Genomic DNA, 23,042 nt, shown 5'->3' on the forward strand with positions numbered 1-23,042 from the left:
GACATCATATTTATGAAGATCTCAAATAAAAGTCAACCTTACTTTTGTTGACAAAAGCCAAGACATGCTCCATTTATAATGCATGAAATTAATCTCTTGGAACGTAAATGGAATTCGTGCAGTATGGAAAAAAGGATTTTTGGACTGGTTTGAGCAACAAGATGCAGACCTTGTAGCCATTCAAGAAACCAAAGCATGGCAAGACCAGCTCACAGAAGAACAATTGCATCCATCTAATTATCACTCATATTGGTTTAGTGCTCAAAAAAAGGGTTACAGCAGTGTGGCATTGTATTTTAAAAAAGACCCATTAAGTATTACTGATGGCCTTGGCATTGATGAGTTTGATGCTGAAGGCCGTGTGGTCAACATTGAATATCCAGAGTTTACCCTGGTCAATGCTTATTTTCCCAACAGTCAAGATGGTGGCAAACGTATAGATTATAAAGTTCGTTTTTGCCAAGCCATGCATAAACATTTGGATAAAATCAAAGCCCAAGGCAAGCATGTTATTTTGTGTGGAGATTACAATATTGCCCACAAACCCATTGATCTGGCACGTCCTAAAGCCAATGAGGGCAATGCTGGCTACTTGCCGGAAGAGCGGGCTTGGATGGATACATTCACAACTGCTGGTTATGTTGATATTTTTAGAGCGTTCAACCAAGATCCAGGTCAATACACCTGGTGGAGTTACCGTGCCCAAGCCAGAGCCAGAAACGTGGGTTGGAGAATTGATTACTTCAGTTGTAATCCAGAACTGAAAAACCGCTTAAAAGGCATGCAGCATCAAGATCAAGTGATGGGCTCAGACCACTGCCCCATTGAATTGAATCTAAAAAAATAAAACTCCTCAAAAGGTACGGCCTTACTTTTGAGAAATTCATCATCTCAAAAGTAAGGCCGTACCTTTTGAGATTACTGCCAAATGTCTTTCAGGCGCTGATCTCTGCCACAGCGGTAGCGGTAATATTTATAGCGAATGGGGTTTTTTTGATAATAATCTTGGTGATAGTCTTCAGCTGGGAAAAAGTTTTTCAAGGGGACAATTCTCACTGCTATGCTCTCGCCGTTTTTTTTCACCTTTTGTGCTAAGCTCAAAGAGGCTTTGGCCTGCTGCAGCTCTTGATTGTCTTGATAAAAAATAGCCGGGGTATACTGATAGCCTTTGTCACAAAACTGCCCTTGGGAATCAAAAGGATCTATGTTTTTCCAATACACCTGCAACAATGCTTCATAACTTATTTGTTTTGGATCATAAGTGACTTCTAAAGCTTCAACATGTTGGGTTCTACCAGCTGATACTGTTTTATACTGAGCCGTACTGGCCTTACCGCCACTATAACCGGAGATGGTTTTTTTAACGCCTTTAAGTTCATCAAAAGGTTTTTCTAGACACCAAAAACATCCGCCTGCAAACACCGCCGTTTTTAGTGCTTTTTCTTCTGTTCCAGATATATTTTTTTGATCAAACATACTGACGTATTCTGCATACCCCTTTGCTTTCAATTCATCTTTGGGAATAAATGTTAAAGCGGCAGAATTGATGCAGTAGCGTAAGCCTGTAGGCTTTGGACCATCAGCAAAAACATGGCCCAAATGACTATCAGCATAACGACTGCGCACTTCCGTGCGTTTGCCTAAAAAACTCCAGTCATCTTTTTCAAGAATATAATGACCATCAATGGGTTGCCAAAAACTGGGCCAACCCGTGCCGGATTTAAACTTATGGACAGAACTGAACAAAGGTTCTCCAGAAACCACATCCACATATATACCTTCTTTTTTATTGTCCCAATAGGTGTTTTTAAAGGGGCGTTCTGTGCCATCTTTTTGGGTTATTTCATATTGCAGGGGTGTTAACTGTTGTTTTAACACTTTATCTTGTGGTTTTTTAAAGTTCTTGGCATCCCACGCCCACAACAAAGCATAAGGGAAAATAATAAATAAAAACATTGATTTTGGTTTGAACAAAATAGACATGCAATGATTATAGAAGGTCTACAACAGAAATCAATGTTAAGTGTTGACCTAAAAAATCGGTTAAGAAACTTTTCTATCTAATTTAAATGCCTAGCTTTACAACTATTAATAAAAACCTTTACCTTTGATTCCAGTATTTCCTTGTGAAGAATATTCTTGATTGATGCCCGTGGCCAACTCGGACAAACTTCTCAAATCTTCACACATGTTAATAAATACTGGCTGGCCATTGATATCTCTTTGCTCACATAATAAGCAATCTTCAGTATTGTTTCTACAATTAATAGAGTCATAAAGCTCCTGTGTTAATCTTTGGATGACCCACGTATCAACTTCTGCACCCGGCCTAGGCAATTGTTTTGGACTTTTTTTGCCATTGACCCCATTGTCCACCGCGGTCAACCAGGCTCGAATATACTTTAAAGCATCACAGGTTGGTTGTTCTTGATTGGCCAGCTCATGACTTGAAGCCAAAAGACTTTCACCATTGACTGTGACATAAATTTTATACCAGTCGCTAGAGGCGCTTTCATCCTTAACAAAATGAAATAACATGTGTTCACCGTTAAGGTTAAACTGCACAGAGTCCCGCTGACTTTGTGCATGCGCACTTATAGCTAAAACGAAAACCCCTAAAATTATCAATGTAAGCTTTTTAATCATAAATTCCCCTTATTATTTTCTGTATTTGATAAGCTAGCATAATCATAACCCTGATTCAAAGAACTTTTTGTAAGCACTGAATATGATTGCTTTTTTAAACGAAATAAAAAATTAAACTAAGGTCAGTTATCCACCCCACCGCAAGCAAAACCATCAAACAAACAAAGAAGTTTTTTAAGCTGCTTGTACTTTAAGCTGTCCACAGGCGGCCGCTACATCGGCACCATAGCTCCAGCGGATGGTGGCAAATAACCCAGCTTGCCTCAGTTTATCTCTAAAGGCTAAAATATTTGCTTTGCTGGGCCTCTTAAATACAAAAGCATTATTTTCATTGTACGGAATTAAGTTTAAAGTAACATCCAAACCTTGCATGGCTTTAACCAGCGCAGCAACATCTTCACTGCCATCGGTTACATTCTCAATCAAGATGTATTCGCACAATACTTTTTTACCTGTTTTTTGATTGTAATGAGCAATACTGCTTAACAGGTCATTAAGAGGATAGCGTTCATTGATGGACATCAACTGACTACGTTTCTCATCTAAGGCACAAATCAGCGAAATGGCCAAGTTGGTTTTACCTTCTTGAGCCCAGTCCAAAATTCTTGGCACCACGCCTGCCGTTGATACAGTGATGCGTTTTCTTGCCAACTTCAAGCCCAAATCATCGGTCATGATTTCAATGGCTTTTTTGACCGCTTCATAGTTATAAAAGGGTTCACCCATACCCATAAACACAACATTGCTCACTCTATTTTCTGGATGTACTTGATTCATCAGCAACACTTGTTCAACGATTTCCCAGGCTTGAAGATTACGCTTTAAATCCAAAGTACCCGTCATGCAAAATGAACAGTCCAAAGCACATCCTACCTGACTTGAAACACAAGCCGTTACTCGAGTTGACTGGCGATTTTCAATAGGCATACGAACTGCCTCTATGGCTTCACGGTCATTCAAATGAATTAAAAATTTATGACTTTTGTCTTGAGCTCCCTGACGTGCATGCTTGTGTAAAACTATGCTCAACTGATTTTCATCAAGCTGCTTATGTTGTTTAAAAATGGCTTGCAGGTCCTGCAAAGGCTTTTGGTAAAGATTCTGAAAAATGGCTTTAGCCGTACCTGAACCAACCCCATACTGGGCAAAGTAATCAATCAATTCTTGTTTGGATAAAGCACAAAGAGCTTGCTGATGGTAAGTAATGGGCACAAGTAAAAACCTTAAAGCCTAAGATTTTTTATTGGCAGGCATAATCAAAACATTGGCCTTATCATGTTTAAATTTTAAGCCTTTGTTGGCTTCGCCCATTTCACACACCGATAAAATAGAGTAGATGGATAAATGTAGAGTTTTAACATTTTCTAAACGCTTCATCAGCGCTTCTTCATCTGGGGTGACCACTAGTTTATTGTCTTCAAATACAAAATTAGAAATGGCTACAAAGCCCAAGCCCAAACTAGAATCTATAATATTTCTGGCTTTTAGCGTTAATACTGTACCATCTTTGGGATCTTTATAGCTGATAGAATAATAGGTTTTATCTTTGGGCATACAATCCTCTAAATTTTTTTAATAAAAATTTTTTATACTAAAGCTTTTCTATTGTGCTGCGCATGCTTTCTATCCGGCGCCGGTTTTTTCCTAAATCAGAATAACCCACTCTGGATGCAGAACGCACATGTAAAGTCCGTCCATTGTCTGCCAATAAAAACTCTACGTCATCTTTAAACCTTAAAATTGAGGTCACAAACACGGCTTTAATGTAATTGGCCTTTTTAGCTAAAACTGTACAGTCTTTTCTGGCATCCAAATACTCATACAAGTTGGCTAAACCTTGGGTTTTTCTGCGCAAACGAATGGGTTTAATATAGTGAGAATCTGATTTTGGAGTATCAAAACTACACACACAATTTGGAGAGGTAGGACATGGATCAAGCTTCATTTTCATAATTTTTTCCAATACCTCACTTAGAAAAAAAGTTCAATCCTTGGCGCTCTAAAGTATTAGCGCAATTAAAATAACTGCCGCCTGGCTTCAAATAAGGCTATGGCCATCGATGTTGACAAGTTAAGACTTCTTACTTGGCCGGGGGTGGGAATATTGAGCAATAGATTTTCGTAAGTTTTTTTAAAGTCTTGCGGTAAGCCTTGTGTCTCTGAGCCAAAAATCAAAACATCGTTGTCTTGGTAGCTAAACTGCAAGTACGATTTTTGTGCAAAACGGGAAAACAGCACTGGCCGTTTATTGTTTTGCTCCAGATAGTTTTTAAAATCTTCTAAACTGGCATGCAGTTGCAAATCTAAATTGGGCCAATAATCCAAACCTGCCCGTTTCATTTTTTTATCATCCAAATCAAAACCCAAAGGTTTCACCAAATGCAACTTGGTCTGGGTGGCCACACAGGTTCGACCAACATTACCGGTATTCCATGGAATTTGTGGGTGCACCAAGGCTACTTCTAACATGCTCTCTCATTTACAGAAAAATATCACCCTCTTCAAGCTTAATAGAAGTACCCAAAGATAGCCGGTAGCTTTTGCTACCCTTAACATAAAAAGTTCTTAAAGTAAGCGGCTACCTTTTGTGCATCTTGATAAGCTATGCTAAAAGCGTCTCATGGCAAATCAAAAAAAATGTGGTCAGTATTTATGGCTGGATATGGAAATGACCGGCCTTGAACCACAAATTCATAAAATTCTTGAAGTTGCCATTATTATTACGGATGAACATTTTAATGTTTTGCATAGCTTTGAAACACCTGTTTTTCAACCGCCAGAAGTTTTAGAGCGCATGGATGAATGGTGTATTAAAACCCATGGTGAAAGCGGTTTAACGGCAAAAATTCCTTCTGCGCCCCCTATAACTGAGATTGAAGTGAACATTTGTGCGCAACTTAAACAACACTTTCACAGCAAAGATAAAATTATTTTAGCCGGCAATTCTATTGGTCAAGACCGAAAGTTTATTGACGCCTACATGCCGCTTTTGTCCAACATGCTGCATTACAGAATGGTGGATGTTTCTTCATTTAAAGAAGTATTTCAACGCCAATACAATCTTCAGTTTGAAAAACAAAATAAACACCGAGCTTTAGAAGACATCAAAGAGTCCATTGCAGAACTACAATATTATCTAAGCTTTGTTAAACAGGAAAAATCTTAAGCATGACCTTACTTGGCGCACTTTTAATGGGCCTTCTGCAAGGCTTAACTGAATTCATTCCAGTATCCAGTTCTGGCCACTTGGCTATTTTAGATTTTATTTTTGATCAAGAAGCGCCTTTATTTTTAGATGTTTTTGTTCATCTTGCCACCTTATTGGCCACTCTGATTGTGTTCCGTGAGCAATGCTTTAAGCTTTTACGAGCTGGTAAGTATCTACCGGCATATCTTGTTTCTAGCCTCAAACAAAAACGTTTGGCCACAACAGATAATCCTAATCTTTATTTTTTAGTGCTGGTTTTGATCAGCTTTTTTGTTACTGGCTGCCTGGCTCTTCTCATTAAAGATCACATTGAATTCATTGGTCAAAAACCAATTGTATTAGCCTGCTTATTTATCCTCAATGGCTTTATTTTATTGAGCAGTCGTTACGCCCGTTCTGGTCATAAAAACATTAAACAACTCAATATCCGCCACGCTATTTGGGTAGGTTTGGCACAAGCCTTTGCCGTGCTTCCTGGCATATCTCGTTCTGGTAGTTGTATTGCAAGTTTAATGCATCTCAAAGCCGAGCGTAAATTGGTGGGGGATTACGCCTTTATTCTTTCCATTCCCACAATTTTTGCGGCCTTTATTTTAACTTTGCAAAGTGACTTGTCTTCTATCCAATGGACGGAAGCAAGTGTGGCGTTTATCACTGCATTTATTTCTGGTTTTTTTGCTTTAAAATTCTTACTGCGCTGGATCCAACAAGGAAAGCTGTGGATTTTCTCTTTTTACAGTTTCTTGCTGGGTATTGTGTTGCTGGTTTTGCAAGCCGCTTAGTAAGTTATATACCATTTGTGCTTGTGGCTGTAAAAGCTGCCGCATGGCTTTAGGGTTTAATTTTTGTAAACTTTTATACAATCTGGGGTTAAAAATTCTTTTTAAAAAAACTTTTCCTGCACGTAGATGCCCAAACTTGTCCATAGACGCTAAGAAATCAGGAGAAATAATTTCCTGAGCATTGTCCGCAACTGTTTTAAAAACAAAACAGGACTTATGCTGCTCAAGAGCCACTTTCACCCAAGCTGCTGAACTGGTGTCATAAACATCACATTGACTTGCTACATGTACCGCGGCTTTTTCAGTACTTGACTGCAAATGTTGTGAGCAGGTGTACAAGGCTTGTAAAACTTTAATATTGTTATCTTCACAGCTTTCTTGCAGAATACGCAGTTTTTGATCACCAATTATATAGGTTTTATCATTTTCAAGCTGTACTCGCTTGGCCAAGCAGATATCGCCTTGCATGGCTGTTTTTATAAGCGCTGAGCACACACCCAAACCGATCACCACATTGGTCTGCGAAAATCTCTCCAACGCACTTTCTAAACCTTTTGTTGCTTTTTCAGGGGTAAAACCACTCACCACACAGGTTAATTTAAAAGGTTTGTCCATCATGCTATAACCATAATGATGTGCAAAACTCCAAATCAGTTCTTGTCCTTTAAGAAAGTGGCTCATAAAAGCATTGGCTTCTAAAACACTAGAAAATAATAACATTGGACGAATATCAGGATTCATTATTCAGATAAGACTACCTTGAATAAAAATGAAAATCAAAGATTCTCACAACTTAATCTTTTTTAAAAAAGTGTTTCCCACTTTTCTTTAAAATATAGCTTAAAAAAAGAAAAAGACCTTAAAAAATGGGCCTTAAATCCCACTTTAAAAGGTCTTTAACTACCTACACATTATGGAGATTTGGTTTAATTAAATACTTTTGCAAAGTATTAAAAAAAACCTAAGCTACTAAAATAACTTATAAAATCTCATAATCTAGTTAGAAACATGCCGTGTTTCTAACCCTTACCTATCTATATAGCCTACATCAAAATGCAACTGTTTTGCATCCAAAAAATATAAGTTCTTTAAAATATGGCCTTTTTTTTTAGCCATTAAAGCGCTAAATTGCTAAAAACCAGACAAAAATGTGCAATCTATTGAAATTATTGGAGGAGATTTTAAAATTTCGTAATACATAATGCAACATGTACATTATAGTGTTTTAAAAAAATTTTAGGTCAGCTTATATTATATGAACACTCAGCTGATCGAGCTAAAGTCCTCAAGGTCTTCACTTTTCATAAAATTATAATCTTCTTAACTTGTGCTCACTTTTTTAAATGCCTATAAAACAAAAAAACCAAGACAATGTCTTGGTTTTTTAACTCCCGAGTACTCGGATATAAAATTTTTATTTTTATTTCTTCTTATGTTTTGGGAAACGAACTGAGTCTCTAATCTCTTCCCGCTTTGCTCTTTTTTGTAGAGGGTCTCACGACCCTCTCAAAAATCAAAACGTGGTTTTGATTTTTTCACTCCCGTGTTCTTTTGGCCATATTCAATGGCCTTATCTCTTTATTTCTTCTTATGTTTTGGGAAACGAACTGAGTCTCTGATCTCTAATAAGTTATTGTTAGAGCCGGGGACTGAGCCGGAAACCAACAAACAGTTTTTATCCTCTAAAATACGGACAATTTTTAGGTTTTGCACAGTTACGCGCTCAACACCATAGTGACCAGGCATTTTTTTGTTTTTTTGCACTAAGCCTGGAGAGGTACAGTTACCAATAGAACCTCCGTGCCTAAACACCTCATGACTACCGTGAGTCCGTGTTTGTCCAGCCATATTCCAGCGCTTAAATACACCGGTAAAACCACGGCCTTTGGTTAAACCAGATACATCAATTTTTTGGCCTTCTTCAAAAAGATCTTTGATGTTTACTGTTTGGCCTTCTTCGTATTTGGCCAACTCATCCACATCCACACGAAATTCACGAATAAATTGCTTGGGTGCAGTGTTTACTTTCTTAAAGTTTGCTAAATCTGCTTTATTGCTATGTTTTTCTTTTTTATCAACAAAACCTAATTTGACCGCATTGTAACCATCTTTATCCATGGTTTTCTTTTGTAAAACCACACATGGCCCGGTTTCAATAATACTTACAGGAACTCGTTTTTCTGCTTTCTCATCATTCACTTGTGTCATACCAATACGACGACCCAACAAGCCTAAAGGCTTAATTTTTTTCACTGTTTTACTCATTTTTTTCACTCCTGTTTACGGGGAATAATCCGTTTGCGAACACAAACGTCCAGCGCCCCAGAATTTTTACTGCTTATAATGCATACAGCATGATTATGCAAGCACTATCAACACTTTTTAAGCCTTAAGCTTAATCACAGCTTTGCGGCTTATCGGTAATCAAATACAAGCTAGCATTGGGATAATCCTGGGCCATATCTTGAAAACTTGCCAATTGCTCCACATCATTGATGGTCCACAAACCAACCTGTTCGCCTTTAGCCAAGCGTTGTCTTACATTTTCATTGCTGATGGCTGCTTCAAAAAGATTGTTTTTGATTTGTTCATCACCCCAACTAACTGCTTGTTTGCCTAAGGACCAAACATCTTTGAGTAGTTTAGGACCGTCTTCAAGTTGCTCGTCTCCTAATCGGCCCAATTCATTGGTCATGCCTTCTACGCTGTCATAAAAATGTCCAAGTTGCTGTCTTGAGTTTTCAAGGTCTGACCCTGGAAAAAAGAAATCAATCCCGTCAAAATTATCCTTGTAACCATAGGGAGCTAAGGTTCCTTTTGCTTTATTTTGTACGGCAATATGGTGCAAGGTCACACCAAGACCTGTAAATTGCTGTAAAATTTTCTCATCAAAGGAGCTGATAATCAACTGATCAGGCACTGGCATAGCTTGCATCATGTTCTTAACAGCCGTTAAGTTTGATGAAACATTTTTGGGTAAATCTTTAAATTCTAAAAAAACTTTTCCTGTATAGTTTGTAGCCATCAACAATTGTACCACTTCAGGCAAGGTAGGAATATATTCACCGTTAGATAACTTACAAAGGTTAATTGCTCCATACCAGTTTTGATCTGCAATTTTTTGTTCCTTATCAGCTAGACAGCCTCTCCCCTGCACCTTTTTCCCTAAACGACTGTCGTGAAAAACAATGGGCATTTTATCTTTGGTAAAACGAATATCTATTTCTATACCCTGCACATTTTCACCAATGGCTTCATTGATAGCTTCTAATGAATTTTCTGGAACACCTTCAGAATGAAGCGCACGATGCGCAATACAAAAAGACTTGGCATACAAAGCATTACTTACTGCAAGAATACTAGTAAAAACACATAGCCTAATGCCTGTTTGAATAGATTTTTTCATAGCCCCCTACCTAACTCAATTTAACGCAAAAAGTCAAAAAATTTATAACACTTTAGTTTTGTTTAAATCATTGATTTCATCGCGTAGTTTAGCGGCTTTTTCAAACTCTAAATTTTCTGCTGCTTGCAACATTTGCTTTTTCAAAGATGCAATGCTTTTATCAAGTTCTGCATCACTTTTATATTCCGCTTTTTTCTCATGCAATCTATCCAACTCTACATAATCCGCTGCAAACAAATGCCCCAAAGGAGAGTTAATATTTTTAAGAATGGTTTTGGGAGTGATGCCATGTTCTTTATTGTATGCCAATTGGAGATTACGCCGTCTATAAGTTTCATCCATGGCCTTTTTCATTGAGCCTGTTATTTTGTCTGCGTACATAATAACTTTACCTTCTACATTTCTGGCCGCCCTACCAAAAGTCTGAATCAAACTGGTTTCTGAACGCAAAAAACCTTCTTTATCCGCATCCAAAATGGCCACCAACGATACTTCTGGTAAATCCAAACCTTCACGCAAGAGATTAATCCCCACCAGTACATCAAATTTTCCTTTGCGTAAATCAGTTAAAATTTCTACCCGTTCAATGGTTTTAATATCTGAGTGCAAGTACTTTACCCGCACACCAATCTCAGCATAATAATCGGTTAACTCTTCTGCCATACGCTTGGTCAGAGTGGTAACCAAAACTCGTTCATTTTTTTCTGCACGCAAGCGAACTTCTTCTAACAAATCATCCACTTGCGTTGCTACCGGCCTAACTTCAATTTCTGGATCAATCAAACCTGTAGGTCTTATAATTTGCTCCACCACTTCACCTTGGGTTTTTTCCAATTCATATTTACCAGGTGTTGCCGAAACATAAACAACCTGCTTTTTAAAGGCTTCAAACTCTTCCCCGGTCATGGGTCTGTTGTCTAAAGCCGATGGCAACCTGAAACCATGTTCAACCAAGGTTGTCTTACGGCTTCTATCGCCTTTATACATGGCGCCTATTTGTGGCATACTGACATGGCTTTCATCAATGACACACAACATATCTTCTGGAAAATAATCCAACAAGGTTGGCGGCCGTTGACCTGACTTAACACCCGTAATATGGCGGGTGTAGTTTTCTATTCCCTGACAAAAGCCCATTTCTTCCATCATTTCAATGTCATAAAATGTTCGTTGTTCTAAACGCTGGGCCTCTACCAATTTATTTAATTCTTTAAGCTGTTGTAAACGCTCTCTAAGTTCAACTTTAATGGTGCCTATGGCTTTGTTGATGGTTTCTTTGGGTGTTGCAAAGTGACTTCCAGGATAAATGGACACCGCAGGCAATTCACCCAAAACATGCCCGGTGACTGGATCTACCTCTACTATGCTCTCAACCTCATCGCCAAAAAAAGAAAAGCGAATGGCTTTTTTCTCTTCATGCGCTGGAAAAACTTCTACATTATCTCCACGCACTCTAAAACAACCACGCCAAAAATCAATGTCATTGCGTTCATACTGAATATCAATCAAGTTTCTTAAAAAGTCATCCCTGTCCAACTCTTGCCCTTGATGAACTGGTATCAGTTGCGCTTGATATTCTTGTGGTGTACCCAAGTTATAAATACATGAAACTGAGGCTACAACGATGGTATCTCTGCGGGTTAAAATAGAGCGAGTGGCCGAATGTCTAAGTTTATCAATCTCTTCATTGATCCGTGCGTCTTTTTCAATATAAGTGTCTGATGAGGGAATGTAGGCTTCAGGCTGGTAATAATCATAATAACTGACAAAATATTCTACAGCATTGTTGGGGAAAAAACCCTTGAACTCGCTGTAAAGCTGAGCTGCTAAGGTTTTATTGTGAGCAATGATTAAGGTGGGCCGTTCAAGCTCTGCAATCACATTGGCCATGGTGAAGGTTTTTCCTGAGCCGGTCACCCCCAAAAGAATCTGGTGTTCTTCTCCAGATTTAATGCTCTTGACCAATTTATCAATGGCTTGTGGCTGATCACCCTGTGGTTGAAATGTTGTATCCAATTGAAATAAACTCATCAGCGACCTGCTATATCATGTTTGAACAGTAGCGTACACAAGCAACATGTTTATACAACAGACATCTATGAATTAACTGTTTTGAGGTTGTTTAAACCCAAATAGCTTGCCGGTTTCTTTCTTATCTTGATCTATGTGTAAGAAAAAGACTTGGCTTTCATTGTGTAAAATCAATTGATTTTCAGCGCCACCTTGAATGGTTTGTGCTGCTAGAGGCACTGTCAACTCTCCTTGATAAGGTATCCAACTATAATTTTCTTCATAGGTCTCAGGATTAAATGTAATCACCGTTTCATGATACATTATTTTCTTATTGGCCTGCTGGTATTGAATGTAATATTCACCATCACCACTGTTCATGAGGCAAAATAAATCGTTATCTGCTAAATCCCAATCAATTTTACTTTCTTTGTTACCGAAATAGGATCGTTTATCTTGGGTCAAAAAGGTAAAATCATAAAAACTGGCAATATCCTCTTGCTCAGGAAGTATAGTTTGTAGAGGCGGTATGCCAGATAAAGTAGCCGTTGTTGTTTTACCTCGATCAAAAACAGCCATGCCGGTTGGATCTATATGCAATGAAATGATTTTGTTTTGTTCTTCATTGCTTAATACCATGTATGCCCGATCACCTGTTACAACAAGATCTTTAATGTTAAATTGATTGGCCAAAAGTGAAAAGTCATCCAATGTCAAAAAACCAGCTGATTTATGTCTATGGTCTGGCCCAACAAAAAAATACGCATTGCTATACTCACTATCCGTTGTCAACAAAGCATCACTGATAATAAATACATAATCTTCATAGATACCAACATGACAGTTTTGAGCATCTTCAAGGCTCAAATCATTCATGGTGCTTAATACAGTCCATGTTTTAAGGTTATCTTTACTTTCATTAACAAGTGTTGCATCTTTTGCTGTATCATAACTGATAACCACAGCTTTATTGCCCTGCTGAGCAGCACATAAAATTTTATCCCCTTCTAAGACAGCCAATGCATTCGCGGTATTCTCTTCTTGGTCATCTGTTTCTTCTTCAAGGGCCGGTACATCAATGATGAAACTTTCTTTAATGACAATAGCATTGCTTTTATTTTGTACTTTAACATAAACATATGCCTTGTAAGTTTCTTCACTGTCACGCGGCAGTTTTAGCTTCATGCCTGACTTACCCTGCGCTGCATCTTCCCAATCCAAACTTGCAATATCGGCATCCGCCTCTAACAAAGCTTCTTTGTTCCATTTAGAGAAAATTGTATAGCTTTCTAAAGTATCTGTATTTTTTAAACTAAAAACAACTTCAACATGATCATTGTTGCTTGTTTCTGTTTTTTCTAAGGCTATTGTTTTTTGATTGCTTGTTGTGTCTGGCTTCTCTGTGACTTGATTGTTGTTGGTTTTTTTCTTGGTATTTCTTTCCCCTGGCACTTTAGGTTTACTTGCACAATAGCTTAACATGCAACACGCAAGTAAAACAGCCGACATCTGAAACAGTTTATAGCTTTTATCCATCATTACGCATAGCGTTATAACACAATTAAACCCACAACAACAAGAAAAAAATAAATTGACATATAGCGTAAAAAACACGTATTAAAGACTCTGTATTAAGTACGGATTGTTAATCCTATAGCATTAAAGGACAGCCGCCATGAAAAAAATTATTTTAAGTATTCTTATCGCCTTTATTTTTCAAGTACAGCACGCTCAAGCTGGTATTCTACCTTTATACCGATTGTTAAGCTTATCCATCGAATCAATGCAAGCGGGGATCGATTCTGGTAAATTTGACGGTATAGCCGCTTCAAAAATTGTTATTCAACTGACCACTGCGCAGGATGTTGCAAAGATTCAACTTTCAGATGATAAAATCATGCTTGAAAACGACATGAAGTACACTTTTTATCTGCCCTCTGAGCAAAAAAAATGCACTTATTATCCAGTGCGAATGCCAAGTATCTTAGGCTGTGGCATAAACGCACTGCATAAGGATGTGTTTCATGTTGATTGTGTAAAGTTTAGCGCTGTTGATCAACGCGCTTATACTGAGTCTCATCCGGATTTGATCAATGCATCACTAGGAATTCTTGAAAGCATTTATAATAGTGATTACCTGACTGAATCACCTTTTCCTTATGAAAATTCTGATTCCTTAGGCATAAACAACACTAGATTAGATAGTTTATTAAGCACTGTACACATGACGGATGCTAATAATGACAATTTGATGATTGATATTATTGACTATTTCAGCTCTAAAGATAGTCAGCACATTCGTGCTATAGAAGTACAATATTTTCCTAACAACGATTTACCTATTACTGTCAGCATCAATGGCCAATCAGATGAATGCAGAGCTTATGCTGATATGAACTCAGAAATTCATGCTGTTTCTTGTAATAGCGTGCGTCCATAATATTGATTATTGCTTGCTTTGATGAAGACTTTTATGAAATTAAATACCACGGTATTGAATTTACTTTTAACAAGCAAGCTCAGTTTGTTTTGTCTGTTGTACAGCTCTATTAGTTTTGCTTATCAGTTTACACTCAATGATTTTTCTAATATTTTACCGCATCCCTACAAAAGCCATACGCAAGCTCAGCATGAGATTGCCAACAGCTATTTGTTTGCCAAAGATATTTTACCGCAAAACATTCTTCAACAAATCCAACCCCTGAATCTTGATTTAGAACATACTAAACTTATTGCCTATCGCTTTACCTGTAAAGAGACAAAAACCAGCCCCAATTGCATGCAACCTGAACTGCGTCTTATTTTACAAGCTTTTTCAGAAGACTTACGTTCTAAAAGTTTTAAATCAGAAGACCAAGCCATTCATTTATTTTACAGCCTAAGCCCAAAAATATTTAAGCAACTCTTGTTAGATCATGCGCAACTTAGAACAACCAAACATGACAAGCCAACTACCATTGTGGCTGACCAAAATTTAGCGCAGATGAATAATTTTAATACTGTACCATTTAACTTAGATTATTTAATGCGTTTGAATACTTTGCTCAAACATACACTTGACGAGCATGGAAATTTATACAAATTAACTTTTCTTAGAACCGATGAAACAGAATACAAAGAAGGTTACCAAATGACCACTCATCTAAAATGGTTTTTGGGTGCTTTTGCTGTAGAAAGCAATGTGATTACCAGAAAATTACCGTTTGTTGTTGATCATGGACAAGAATTTGAAACATTGGATGCAAAAAATAATATCTTCTTTGACCCTATCGGTATTGAGCAAATCTTTAATGGCTTGGGAGACTCAGAGCAACTGCTGCCCATGTTTTATAAAACAGATTGGGACAATGATGAATTGGTTAAAAAAATTAAAACTTTAAATCATGAGTTAACCATGTTGGAAGACGCTGCCCATGCCAGTGCCGAACGCTTCAGTTGTTTATCTTGTCATGCCGGAGCTCCTCTGAATTTGGGTCTAAGGCACGTTTTAAGTGCACAACAAAACCCAGCAGAAAGCTATTTGCAAGATTACGTTCCTTATTTAAAATCTTATGAAGCAAGCAACCTGCCAGAAAAAGAATTGTCTTCCTTACATTTATTCAGTTATGTTGCCATGCAACCGGTCATCAGCCAAGTGCTGATCAATCAAACGGTTTATACGCGTAATGTTATAGAAGAACTTTATTTTTAGTTGTGTCGTTTTTGGTTTTTATAATTACATCAAGCATTGTTTATGAAAATTTAAGGCCCTAAAGGCGCCAGCCCCTGGTTTTTTATTAAAAGGTATCAAAAGGTAGGCCGTACCTTTTGATACCAACTGCGAATAAAATAACAAAATTAATCGCTAAAGCTTTACACTCCAGGTTGTTCCATCCGGTGAATCCTCTATTTGAATGCCTTTGGCATCCAGTTGATCGCGGATGCTGTCTGAGGTTTTAAAGTCTTTATCCGCTCTGGCTTTGGCTCTTAAAACAATTTGCTCTTCTACCCACGAGGCATCAATAGCATAATTTTTTTCATACCAACTTTGGTACTCTTCTTTACTTAATTGTAAAAGTCCCAAAACATTGGCCAACATTTGTAAGGTGTTGGCTAATTCTTGCTTATCACGTTCATCTTCTGCCTTATAAATAGCTTTGGTCACTGCATGCAAGGTTGTCATGGCTTTAGGCGTATTAAAATCTTCATCCATGGCTTGTTGAAATTCATTTAAATATTCAGGATGAACGCGCTTGCCTTGAGCAAAATCCAAAGCTTTGTACATGCGGTTTAAACTTTTAGCTGCTTCATTGATGCCTTCTAAGGAAAACTCAATGGGGTGCCGATAATGCGTAGACATAAAATACAGTTTCAACGCTTCTGGATGGACTTGTTTAATCAAGTTTTTTATGGTGGTAACATTGCCTTCGGACTTAGACATTTTCTCATTCTTGGTGGTGACAAAGCCATTGTGCAACCAATACTTAGAAAACTCTTTACCGGTGCAGGCTTCGGTTTGCGCAATTTCATTTTCATGGTGTGGGAAAATCAAGTCTCTACCCCCACCATGGATATCAATTTGTTCACCAAAAATAGCACTGTTCATGGCAGAACATTCTATATGCCAGCCTGGACGTCCCTCACCCCAAGGACTTTCCCAACTGGGTTCTCCTGGCTTTGCATGTTTCCATAAAACAAAATCTAGAGGGTCTTTTTTTTCTTCTCCAGGAGCAACTCTGGCTCCAGCCCTTAACTGATCCAGTTTACGCTTGGACAGTTTTCCATAATCTTTTTGATTTTTAACAGAAAAATAAACATCGCCATTGTTGGCCACATAGGCTTTTTCTTTTTTGATTAAGGTCTCAATCATGGCAATAATTTCATCCATGGTTTCACTGACTTTAGGTTCTTCATCTGGACTCAATAAACCCAAAGCATTTAAATCTGCATGAAAGGATTCAGTGTATTTTTGTGCAATCTCTGAAAAATCAACCCCTTCATCTAGGGCTTTGTTGATAATTTTATCATCTATATCTGTAATATTGCGCACGTATTTAACGTGATAGCCTTTAAAATTCAGATAACGGTAAATAATATCGTAGGCAATATAACAACGAGCATGTCCAATATGTGAATGATCATAAACCGTAGGACCGCAGACATACATTTTTACTTCAAAATCAGAATGAGGAACAAATTTTCTGAGCGTACCGCTCATGCTGTCATGTAAACGCATGTTTATTTTTTAACACAAGTCTTGGATGCTGTCCCAGAGTTTTTACCAACATTTGCTTTTGTTTTATACGCAATGCAGTTTTTTACCGGCTGAGGAACATATTTTTTCTCTAGCTCGTTGCATTTTAAAAAAGTGCTCTGTCGCCCTTGAATCAATTCACTAAATTGACACTGATGGCAAAGACTCTGGGGAAAGGGTAACATCTAATCTTTGTAACAAAAATTAAACCAAAAAGGTAGCCGGTACCTTTAGGTACCTCAAAAATTACCCAAAAAAGTATAAAAGGAATTTGCTAAGCCCTGATACTAGTTTTTACTTTTGCCTTGGAGCGCTTGATGTTAAAAGGGTGTTTGTATGTCGGCTATTTTACATCAACTCAATCCCCAACAAAAGGAAGCCGTTGTACAGAACAACTCACATTTGCTGGTTGTGGCGGGGGCTGGTTCTGGAAAAACCAGGGTTTTAACCCGTAAAATTGCCTACTTGATTGAACAAGGCTTGGCAATGCCCAGTCAAATTTTAGCCATGACCTTCTCCAATAAAGCCGCCCATGAAATGAAAGAACGGGTGTCAAGCTTACTCTCTCAATACCAACAACCCTATTGGATTGGTACCTTTCACTCCATTTGTTTACGGATTTTGCGTGAACATGGGCATCATATGGGTTTAGACGGTAATTTTTCGGTTTATGATACCTCTGATCAATTGGCCGCCATTAAAAGTATCATGGCGGAAAAAAACATCGATCCTAAAGCCATTTCTCCTAAACTCATTGCCTATCATTTGGATCAAGCCAAAAATGAAAGCACCAAAGTGGTCTCTTATATTCAAAACAGTTTTGACTTGGGTGAAACCATCATTGGTGTGGTTGAAGCCTATGAAGCTTTACTCATTAAAAATCAAGCCTTGGATTTTGGAGGACTGTTAGGAAAAACACTTGTTCTATTGCAAGAGCATGAACAGGTTAGACAAAGCTTGCAACACAAATGGCAACGTATCTTGATTGATGAATATCAAGATACCAACAGCATTCAAAAAGCTTTGATTCAGCATTTGGCTGGTGACCATAATATTGTGTGTGCTGTGGGTGATGAAGATCAGTCTATTTATGGTTGGCGTGGTGCCAGAGTAGAAAACATGCTCAACTTTCCTATAGACTTTCCTGGAGCCAAGGTGGTTAAATTGGAACAAAACTACCGTTCCAGCAAACCTATTTTGGAAGTGGCCAATAAGGTGATCAGTCATAACTTGGGCCGGAGAAAAAAGAAACTCTGGACAGATCAAGAACAAGGCTCTTTGGTGGAACATTTCCACGCTGATACAGATTATCAAGAAGCTGCTTTTGTTTTAGATAAAGTAGATGAGTTGCTTGAGCAAGAACATATTGCTGCCAGTGAAATTGCCATCTTTTATCGTACGCATGTGCAATCGCGTTTACTTGAGGAAGAGTGTAGGCGTCGTAACCAGGCTTATGCTGTTTTGGGCGGCACCAAATTTTATGACCGCAAAGAAATCAAAGATACTTTGTGTTACTTAAGACTGCTGGTCAATCCCAATGATGATATCTCTTTTTTACGTGTGGTCAATACGCCTTCTCGTGGCATTGGTAAAACTGCTATAGCGCAACTCAACGACGCTGCGGAATTTACCCGTTCTTCATTGTATCAAGCCATTCCAGTTATGGAAGGTAATCGTAAAGCCCATAAAGCCATACGCGAGTTTCACTTTTGGTTTGAAGCCTTGCGCATAGAATGTGAACACATGGATATCTTAGATGTAGCAGAAACAGTTTTAGACAAAAGTGAATACCGGGCCAGCCTTGAACGTGAACAAACCATTGAAGCCCAAGCCCGTATTGAAAATATTGAAGAGCTATTACGATCTATGCAAGAATATGCACAAGCCAACCCTGAACATTCTCTAAGTGATTACTTGGCACAAATCAGTTTGGTGACAGATATGGACAATTATGATCAAGAACAAGATGCCATCACCATGATGACCATTCATAACTCCAAAGGCTTAGAATATGATGCTGTATTTATTGTGGGTATGGAAGAAGGTGTATTTCCACATAAACGGGCTTTAGAAGATGGCAATCCAGATGAAATAGAAGAAGAGCGGCGTTTATGTTACGTGGCCATGACTCGGGCTAGAAAACGCTTGTTTTTAAGTTCTAGCAGCCGTAGGCATCTCTATAAAAACTTACAGCATAATCCAGTGGCTCGTTTTATTGACGAAATCCCCAGTCAATACTTGGTGCATGTTAATGAACACGCAGGTCTTAACACCAAAGCCAGCTTTTACAACCCCGAAGATGGCTACAGTGTTTATACCCGTAAAAAAACTTCCTCTGCACCTTTATACTCCTCAAAAAACAACTATAGCTCAGCTTATGAAGATGTCCCCAGTTATCAAGTTGATGCAAGTTACCAATCCCCCTACAACATAGGAAGCAAAGTGTTACATCCAAAATTTGGCAATGGCACCATCAAAAATATTGAGGGAAATCCAGATAATTTAAAATTAACAATTTACTTTCCAAGTCGCGGTTCTAAGAAAATTCTGTTAAACTATTGTAATCTGGAACTATTAGAAAAATGACTGACCCAAAAAACAAAACCGCCAATCAAGACCATCAAGTTGAAAGAACCCTTTCAAATGATAAGCAAGACCATGCATCCAATGCTACGTCTTCTGAACATGAAATCACCAAAGATAAAACCATCATTAAAAACCCAATGAACTCAGAGCCAAAAAACCAAAAACCATCTTCTCCCAGCAAAAGTCCTGCCGAACAACCCAACACCCATAATTCAGGCAACTACAACAATCCTATGCCGGGCTTAGATGGTCCAACCCGTTTACAAAATATTGATGATTATGCTGACTTAAAAAAACATAATCCTTTTAATCAAGCGCTTGAAAAAGGCAAAAACTTTTCTGCTGAATTTGCGCAAGGTTTTGCTTCCATCCCTAAAAAAATTATTACCGCCTACCAAGGTTATGCGGGTGAAGAAAATAAAAATAGTATGTTTAAACAATTTGGTTTGGTTATTTTAGCCTGTGTTATCTTTTATTTTTGGACTGTCTTACGCTTTAAAAATATTGCTCCACAACCAAAAACATCTGCTTCTAAAGAACTGATGGTGGATATTATTGAGCTGTACACCAAAGGCGAAAGAAAAAAAGCCCGTATCCTGATTAAAAAAGCCGCTGAACTTGAAGCAGATGAAGAGCTTGCCCAAAAGCTCAACAAACTGGCAAAATAAAGCTTTGACCTTATTCTTCCAAGGAATTTAAAAACTGTTCCATGTTGTTTTTATCACTTTTATAAGCTGGGTGTTCTAAATTGTTTTCAAAGGTTAGCTTAAGATAACTTAAAGCCTCTGCCATTAAATCCTTAGCTTGTTCAAGCTCTCCTTGATTGGCTAAATCTTGCGCTGATCTATATGATTTGTACGCTAAGAGGTATGAATTGCCTGGCGCATAAATTAAGGCTTTGTTAATCACTTCCACCGCTTGTCCAGGTTGTAGCGTTTCTTCTGCCAAGTATTTAGAGTAGCGCAAAAAGTGTTGAGCCAATATAGGATTAACACCCGCTGGACCAAAAACAGTATGCAATTGATTAAAATAACCTTCAAGATCAGAAAATTCTTGTGGATACTTTAAGGCAAAATCAACTTCTAGTTTTATAAGCCCAGAAATTGAATCCATGACTTTCTTTTCAAAAATATCGGTGTATTGATTGTGTGTTGTAACCAACTGCGACAATTGTTCAAAATTTACATCATAAAAAATGCTTTTACTTTGATGGATAAACGGTGTGGTCACGGATAAAATGTCTAAAGCCTCGTTAGAAAATGTTAATAAACTTTTTGAGCATTTTGAAAAAGACTCATTCATCAAAGTATTTTTATTTTTTAGATCATGGGTCAAACCATAGCTATGAGCTATTTCATGCGCAATCACTATGGCCTCAGTACGAATAAACGCTTCTTCTTCATCACATGGAGATTGCAAAGCGTAGTAGGCATAAATCGCTGGTTGGAAATACAGTGTTGCCGCGCGCAATGAGCCGTTGGCCATATTAGAAGATTGACTATCTGGGCTCAATATTAAAATAATATCCCCCGGATACTGTAAGCTTAAATGTTGTATAGCTTCTTTTGTTGCTTGCGATGGCGTAAGCGTAACTTGAGGGTCAAGATCAATCACTTGATCCCAATCAAATTTTAATTGAAAGTTCACATCTGCTTCTTCCCACATCGTATTGATATGTAGCAGCATTTTATTCAACCGTTCTTCAACTGCTGTGGCAGATAAAACATAATTGCCTTCTTGTGATAGCTTTTTATTTTCTTGTTCAAATGCTGTATTTTTAAAAATACGCAAGGTTTGATTTTTTGACAATGCCAACGTACTTATAAAACATAGTATTAAAGTGATTCTTGTTAATGTATACATGGTTTCATTCCCTTTGAATTGCTTTTAACACAATGCAGTAAATTTAACAATTGCCCTATTCTAAAAGGCTAATTCTATAGACAAAAAATATAAATTTAGTCTTGTCATTGATCTCACATCCATGTAGTAGCAGCCTATGTCTTTAAGCTGTGGAATTGTGGGCTTGCCCAATGTTGGAAAATCAACTTTATTTAACGCTTTAACCTCTGCCGGCATTGAGGCTTCTAACTATCCGTTTTGTACCATTGAACCCAATGTTGGAACCGTCATTGTGCCCGATGAACGTTTGGATAAATTATCTGAATTGGTTAAAACCCAAAAAACCATCCCTACAACATTTGAGTTTGTTGATATTGCAGGTCTTGTCAAAGGTGCCAGTCAAGGAGAAGGCTTGGGTAACCAATTTTTAGGACATATACGCCAAGTGCATGCCATTGCCCATGTTGTGCGTTGTTTTGATGATGACAATGTTGTACATGTGGATGGAACCATCAACCCCATTTCAGATATTGAAACCATAGAAACTGAATTATGTTTGGCCGATTTAGAAAGCCTTGGTAAAGCGCTAGAAAAAGTGCAGAAGCTGGCTAAGAGCCAAGATAAAGATGCTTTGTTTAGAAAAGAACTGTTGGGCAAAGCCATTGCTCACCTTGAAACGGGTAAACCTGTACATAGCTTGGATCGTAACGACAAAGAAAACCTTATCTTAAAAGAATTTCATTTATTAACCAACAAGCCCATGCTGTTTGTATGCAATGTTCCCGAAACAGACTTGAATACAGGTAACGCTTACACAGAAAAAGTACAGGCTTATGCCCAAGAGCGTAAAGCCAAATGTGTTTTTATTTGTGCAAAAGTTGAAGAAGAAATGATGGAATTGGATGAAAGTGATAAAAAAGAGTTTTTAGACGCTTTAGGCTTAGAAAAACCCGGTTTGCACCGCATGATTCAAGAAGCTTATAGCTTGCTTAACCTTATTACTTACTTTACTGCTGGAGAAAAAGAATGCCGGGCTTGGACCATTACCCAGGGCACCAAAGCTCCACAAGCTGCTGGTGTCATTCATACTGATTTTGAAAAAGGCTTCATTAGAGCAGAAATCTACCATTGCGATGATATGTTTGAATATAAGACAGAAGCCAACCTTAAAGCCAAAGGTTTAATCCGCTTAGAAGGCAAAGAGTATGTCATGAAAGATGGCGATGTTTGTCATTTCCGTTTTAATGTCTAGTTTTCTATTTAAGTGGGGATCTTCTTCCCCCCTTCTTTGACGAAGACGCGGTCTCCGTCAAATTCATCCCACCCAGG

The 23,042-nt window shown here is 38.0% G+C and carries 21 protein-coding genes; 8 read left to right on the top strand and 13 right to left on the bottom strand.

Annotation, left to right across the window (positions count from 1 at the left end):
• Nucleotides 1-82: 82 nt before the first annotated feature.
• Entirely contained in the window at nt 83-847 is a 765-nt protein-coding gene (locus tag PKC21_08530; GenBank protein ID HMR25385.1) for an exodeoxyribonuclease III, read from the top strand.
• Between the two features lie 71 nt (nt 848-918).
• On the opposite strand, the gene PKC21_08535 is transcribed toward PKC21_08530, so the two are convergent.
• The 6 genes from PKC21_08535 to PKC21_08560 form a co-directional block, all read right to left on the bottom strand.
• Complete coding sequence (locus tag PKC21_08535) at nt 919-1,983, bottom strand: bifunctional methionine sulfoxide reductase B/A protein (protein ID HMR25386.1); 1,065 nt, start codon at nt 1,981-1,983, stop codon at nt 919-921.
• A 105-nt stretch (nt 1,984-2,088) separates the two neighbouring features.
• Complete coding sequence (locus PKC21_08540) at nt 2,089-2,646, bottom strand: hypothetical protein (protein ID HMR25387.1); 558 nt, start codon at nt 2,644-2,646, stop codon at nt 2,089-2,091.
• Nucleotides 2,647-2,820: 174 nt separating this feature from the next.
• Entirely contained in the window at nt 2,821-3,858 is a 1,038-nt protein-coding gene (rlmN, locus tag PKC21_08545) for a 23S rRNA (adenine(2503)-C(2))-methyltransferase RlmN (protein HMR25388.1), read from the bottom strand.
• Nucleotides 3,859-3,876: 18 nt separating this feature from the next.
• Nucleotides 3,877-4,200 (bottom strand): DUF1820 family protein, encoded by a 324-nt coding sequence (locus PKC21_08550; GenBank protein ID HMR25389.1) that lies wholly within the window; start codon nt 4,198-4,200, stop codon nt 3,877-3,879.
• Nucleotides 4,201-4,237: 37 nt separating this feature from the next.
• Nucleotides 4,238-4,597, bottom strand: coding sequence for a DUF1499 domain-containing protein (locus PKC21_08555; protein HMR25390.1), 360 nt, complete (start codon nt 4,595-4,597; stop codon nt 4,238-4,240).
• Nucleotides 4,598-4,662: 65 nt separating this feature from the next.
• Nucleotides 4,663-5,115, bottom strand: coding sequence for a tRNA (cytidine(34)-2'-O)-methyltransferase (locus PKC21_08560; GenBank protein ID HMR25391.1), 453 nt, complete (start codon nt 5,113-5,115; stop codon nt 4,663-4,665).
• A 151-nt stretch (nt 5,116-5,266) separates the two neighbouring features.
• Between PKC21_08560 and orn the strand changes: the two genes are divergently transcribed.
• Both orn and PKC21_08570 read left to right on the top strand, forming a co-directional pair.
• The gene (gene orn, locus PKC21_08565) at nt 5,267-5,812 is read left to right on the top strand and encodes an oligoribonuclease (GenBank protein HMR25392.1); all 546 of its coding nucleotides are present in this window, start codon (nt 5,267-5,269) and stop codon (nt 5,810-5,812) included.
• A 2-nt stretch (nt 5,813-5,814) separates the two neighbouring features.
• Nucleotides 5,815-6,636, top strand: a complete 822-nt coding sequence (locus PKC21_08570) for an undecaprenyl-diphosphate phosphatase (GenBank protein ID HMR25393.1) — start codon at nt 5,815-5,817, stop codon at nt 6,634-6,636.
• Here the strand turns inward: PKC21_08570 and PKC21_08575 are convergent.
• From PKC21_08575 to PKC21_08595, 5 genes are all read right to left on the bottom strand, one after another.
• Entirely contained in the window at nt 6,544-7,377 is an 834-nt protein-coding gene (locus tag PKC21_08575) for a hypothetical protein (GenBank protein HMR25394.1), read from the bottom strand. The genes PKC21_08570 and PKC21_08575 overlap by 93 nt on opposite strands.
• 837 nt (nt 7,378-8,214) lie before the next feature.
• Nucleotides 8,215-8,901: a 50S ribosomal protein L3 gene (gene rplC, locus PKC21_08580; GenBank protein ID HMR25395.1), complete on the bottom strand. Its 687-nt coding sequence runs from the start codon at nt 8,899-8,901 to the stop codon at nt 8,215-8,217.
• Nucleotides 8,902-9,031: 130 nt separating this feature from the next.
• Entirely contained in the window at nt 9,032-10,042 is a 1,011-nt protein-coding gene (locus tag PKC21_08585) for a glycerophosphodiester phosphodiesterase family protein (protein ID HMR25396.1), read from the bottom strand.
• A gap of 42 nt (nt 10,043-10,084) precedes the next feature.
• Nucleotides 10,085-12,073 (bottom strand): excinuclease ABC subunit UvrB, encoded by a 1,989-nt coding sequence (gene uvrB, locus PKC21_08590; protein HMR25397.1) that lies wholly within the window; start codon nt 12,071-12,073, stop codon nt 10,085-10,087.
• Between the two features lie 72 nt (nt 12,074-12,145).
• Nucleotides 12,146-13,561 carry a hypothetical protein gene (locus PKC21_08595; GenBank protein HMR25398.1) on the bottom strand — a complete coding sequence of 472 codons (1,416 nt, stop codon included), beginning with the start codon at nt 13,559-13,561 and terminating at the stop codon, nt 12,146-12,148.
• A 166-nt stretch (nt 13,562-13,727) separates the two neighbouring features.
• On the opposite strand from PKC21_08595, the gene PKC21_08600 reads away from it, so the two are divergent.
• Both PKC21_08600 and PKC21_08605 read left to right on the top strand, forming a co-directional pair.
• On the top strand, nt 13,728-14,492 hold the full coding sequence (locus tag PKC21_08600) for a hypothetical protein (protein HMR25399.1): 765 nt from the start codon (nt 13,728-13,730) through the stop codon (nt 14,490-14,492).
• A gap of 33 nt (nt 14,493-14,525) precedes the next feature.
• Entirely contained in the window at nt 14,526-15,743 is a 1,218-nt protein-coding gene (locus PKC21_08605; protein ID HMR25400.1) for a hypothetical protein, read from the top strand.
• Between the two features lie 153 nt (nt 15,744-15,896).
• Here the strand turns inward: PKC21_08605 and cysS are convergent, their stop codons facing one another.
• Nucleotides 15,897-17,267: a cysteine--tRNA ligase gene (cysS, locus tag PKC21_08610; GenBank protein ID HMR25401.1), complete on the bottom strand. Its 1,371-nt coding sequence runs from the start codon at nt 17,265-17,267 to the stop codon at nt 15,897-15,899.
• A gap of 354 nt (nt 17,268-17,621) precedes the next feature.
• Here cysS and PKC21_08615 point away from each other — a divergent pair, with 354 nt between their 5' ends.
• Both PKC21_08615 and PKC21_08620 read left to right on the top strand, forming a co-directional pair.
• Nucleotides 17,622-19,871, top strand: coding sequence for a UvrD-helicase domain-containing protein (locus PKC21_08615; GenBank protein ID HMR25402.1), 2,250 nt, complete (start codon nt 17,622-17,624; stop codon nt 19,869-19,871).
• Nucleotides 19,868-20,539 carry a hypothetical protein gene (locus PKC21_08620; GenBank protein HMR25403.1) on the top strand — a complete coding sequence of 224 codons (672 nt, stop codon included), beginning with the start codon at nt 19,868-19,870 and terminating at the stop codon, nt 20,537-20,539. The genes PKC21_08615 and PKC21_08620 overlap by 4 nt, the downstream gene beginning before the upstream one ends.
• Nucleotides 20,540-20,549: 10 nt before the next feature.
• Here PKC21_08620 and PKC21_08625 read toward each other — a convergent pair whose 3' ends face one another.
• Nucleotides 20,550-21,734, bottom strand: coding sequence for a hypothetical protein (locus PKC21_08625; protein ID HMR25404.1), 1,185 nt, complete (start codon nt 21,732-21,734; stop codon nt 20,550-20,552).
• A 136-nt stretch (nt 21,735-21,870) separates the two neighbouring features.
• Between PKC21_08625 and ychF the strand changes: the two genes are divergently transcribed.
• Entirely contained in the window at nt 21,871-22,965 is a 1,095-nt protein-coding gene (gene ychF / locus PKC21_08630) for a redox-regulated ATPase YchF (protein ID HMR25405.1), read from the top strand.
• The last annotated feature ends 77 nt before the right edge of the window (nt 22,966-23,042 follow it).

It is taken from the genome of Oligoflexia bacterium (genome assembly GCA_035326705.1).
GTDB lineage: Bacteria > Bdellovibrionota_G > JALEGL01 > JALEGL01 > JALEGL01 > JALEGL01.

Excerpts from the sequence above, each read along its gene's own strand:
- PKC21_08550 (HMR25389.1), bottom strand. The coding sequence starts at position 4,200 with ATGCCCAAAGATAAAACCTATTATTCTATCAGCTATAAAGATCCCAAA.
- orn (HMR25392.1), top strand. The coding sequence starts at position 5,267 with ATGGCAAATCAAAAAAAATGTGGTCAGTATTTATGGCTGGATATGGAA.
- PKC21_08625 (HMR25404.1), bottom strand. The coding sequence starts at position 21,734 with ATGTATACATTAACAAGAATCACTTTAATACTATGTTTTATAAGTACG.
- ychF (HMR25405.1), top strand. The coding sequence starts at position 21,871 with ATGTCTTTAAGCTGTGGAATTGTGGGCTTGCCCAATGTTGGAAAATCA.
- PKC21_08530 (HMR25385.1), top strand. The coding sequence starts at position 83 with ATGAAATTAATCTCTTGGAACGTAAATGGAATTCGTGCAGTATGGAAA.
- PKC21_08585 (HMR25396.1), bottom strand. The coding sequence starts at position 10,042 with ATGAAAAAATCTATTCAAACAGGCATTAGGCTATGTGTTTTTACTAGT.
- PKC21_08575 (HMR25394.1), bottom strand. The coding sequence starts at position 7,377 with ATGAATCCTGATATTCGTCCAATGTTATTATTTTCTAGTGTTTTAGAA.
- PKC21_08540 (HMR25387.1), bottom strand. The coding sequence starts at position 2,646 with ATGATTAAAAAGCTTACATTGATAATTTTAGGGGTTTTCGTTTTAGCT.
- rplC (HMR25395.1), bottom strand. The coding sequence starts at position 8,901 with ATGAGTAAAACAGTGAAAAAAATTAAGCCTTTAGGCTTGTTGGGTCGT.
- PKC21_08595 (HMR25398.1), bottom strand. The coding sequence starts at position 13,561 with ATGTCGGCTGTTTTACTTGCGTGTTGCATGTTAAGCTATTGTGCAAGT.
- PKC21_08560 (HMR25391.1), bottom strand. The coding sequence starts at position 5,115 with ATGTTAGAAGTAGCCTTGGTGCACCCACAAATTCCATGGAATACCGGT.
- PKC21_08615 (HMR25402.1), top strand. The coding sequence starts at position 17,622 with ATGTCGGCTATTTTACATCAACTCAATCCCCAACAAAAGGAAGCCGTT.
- PKC21_08535 (HMR25386.1), bottom strand. The coding sequence starts at position 1,983 with ATGTCTATTTTGTTCAAACCAAAATCAATGTTTTTATTTATTATTTTC.
- PKC21_08600 (HMR25399.1), top strand. The coding sequence starts at position 13,728 with ATGAAAAAAATTATTTTAAGTATTCTTATCGCCTTTATTTTTCAAGTA.
- PKC21_08605 (HMR25400.1), top strand. The coding sequence starts at position 14,526 with ATGAAATTAAATACCACGGTATTGAATTTACTTTTAACAAGCAAGCTC.
- PKC21_08555 (HMR25390.1), bottom strand. The coding sequence starts at position 4,597 with ATGAAAATGAAGCTTGATCCATGTCCTACCTCTCCAAATTGTGTGTGT.
- cysS (HMR25401.1), bottom strand. The coding sequence starts at position 17,267 with ATGCGTTTACATGACAGCATGAGCGGTACGCTCAGAAAATTTGTTCCT.
- PKC21_08570 (HMR25393.1), top strand. The coding sequence starts at position 5,815 with ATGACCTTACTTGGCGCACTTTTAATGGGCCTTCTGCAAGGCTTAACT.
- PKC21_08620 (HMR25403.1), top strand. The coding sequence starts at position 19,868 with ATGACTGACCCAAAAAACAAAACCGCCAATCAAGACCATCAAGTTGAA.
- uvrB (HMR25397.1), bottom strand. The coding sequence starts at position 12,073 with ATGAGTTTATTTCAATTGGATACAACATTTCAACCACAGGGTGATCAG.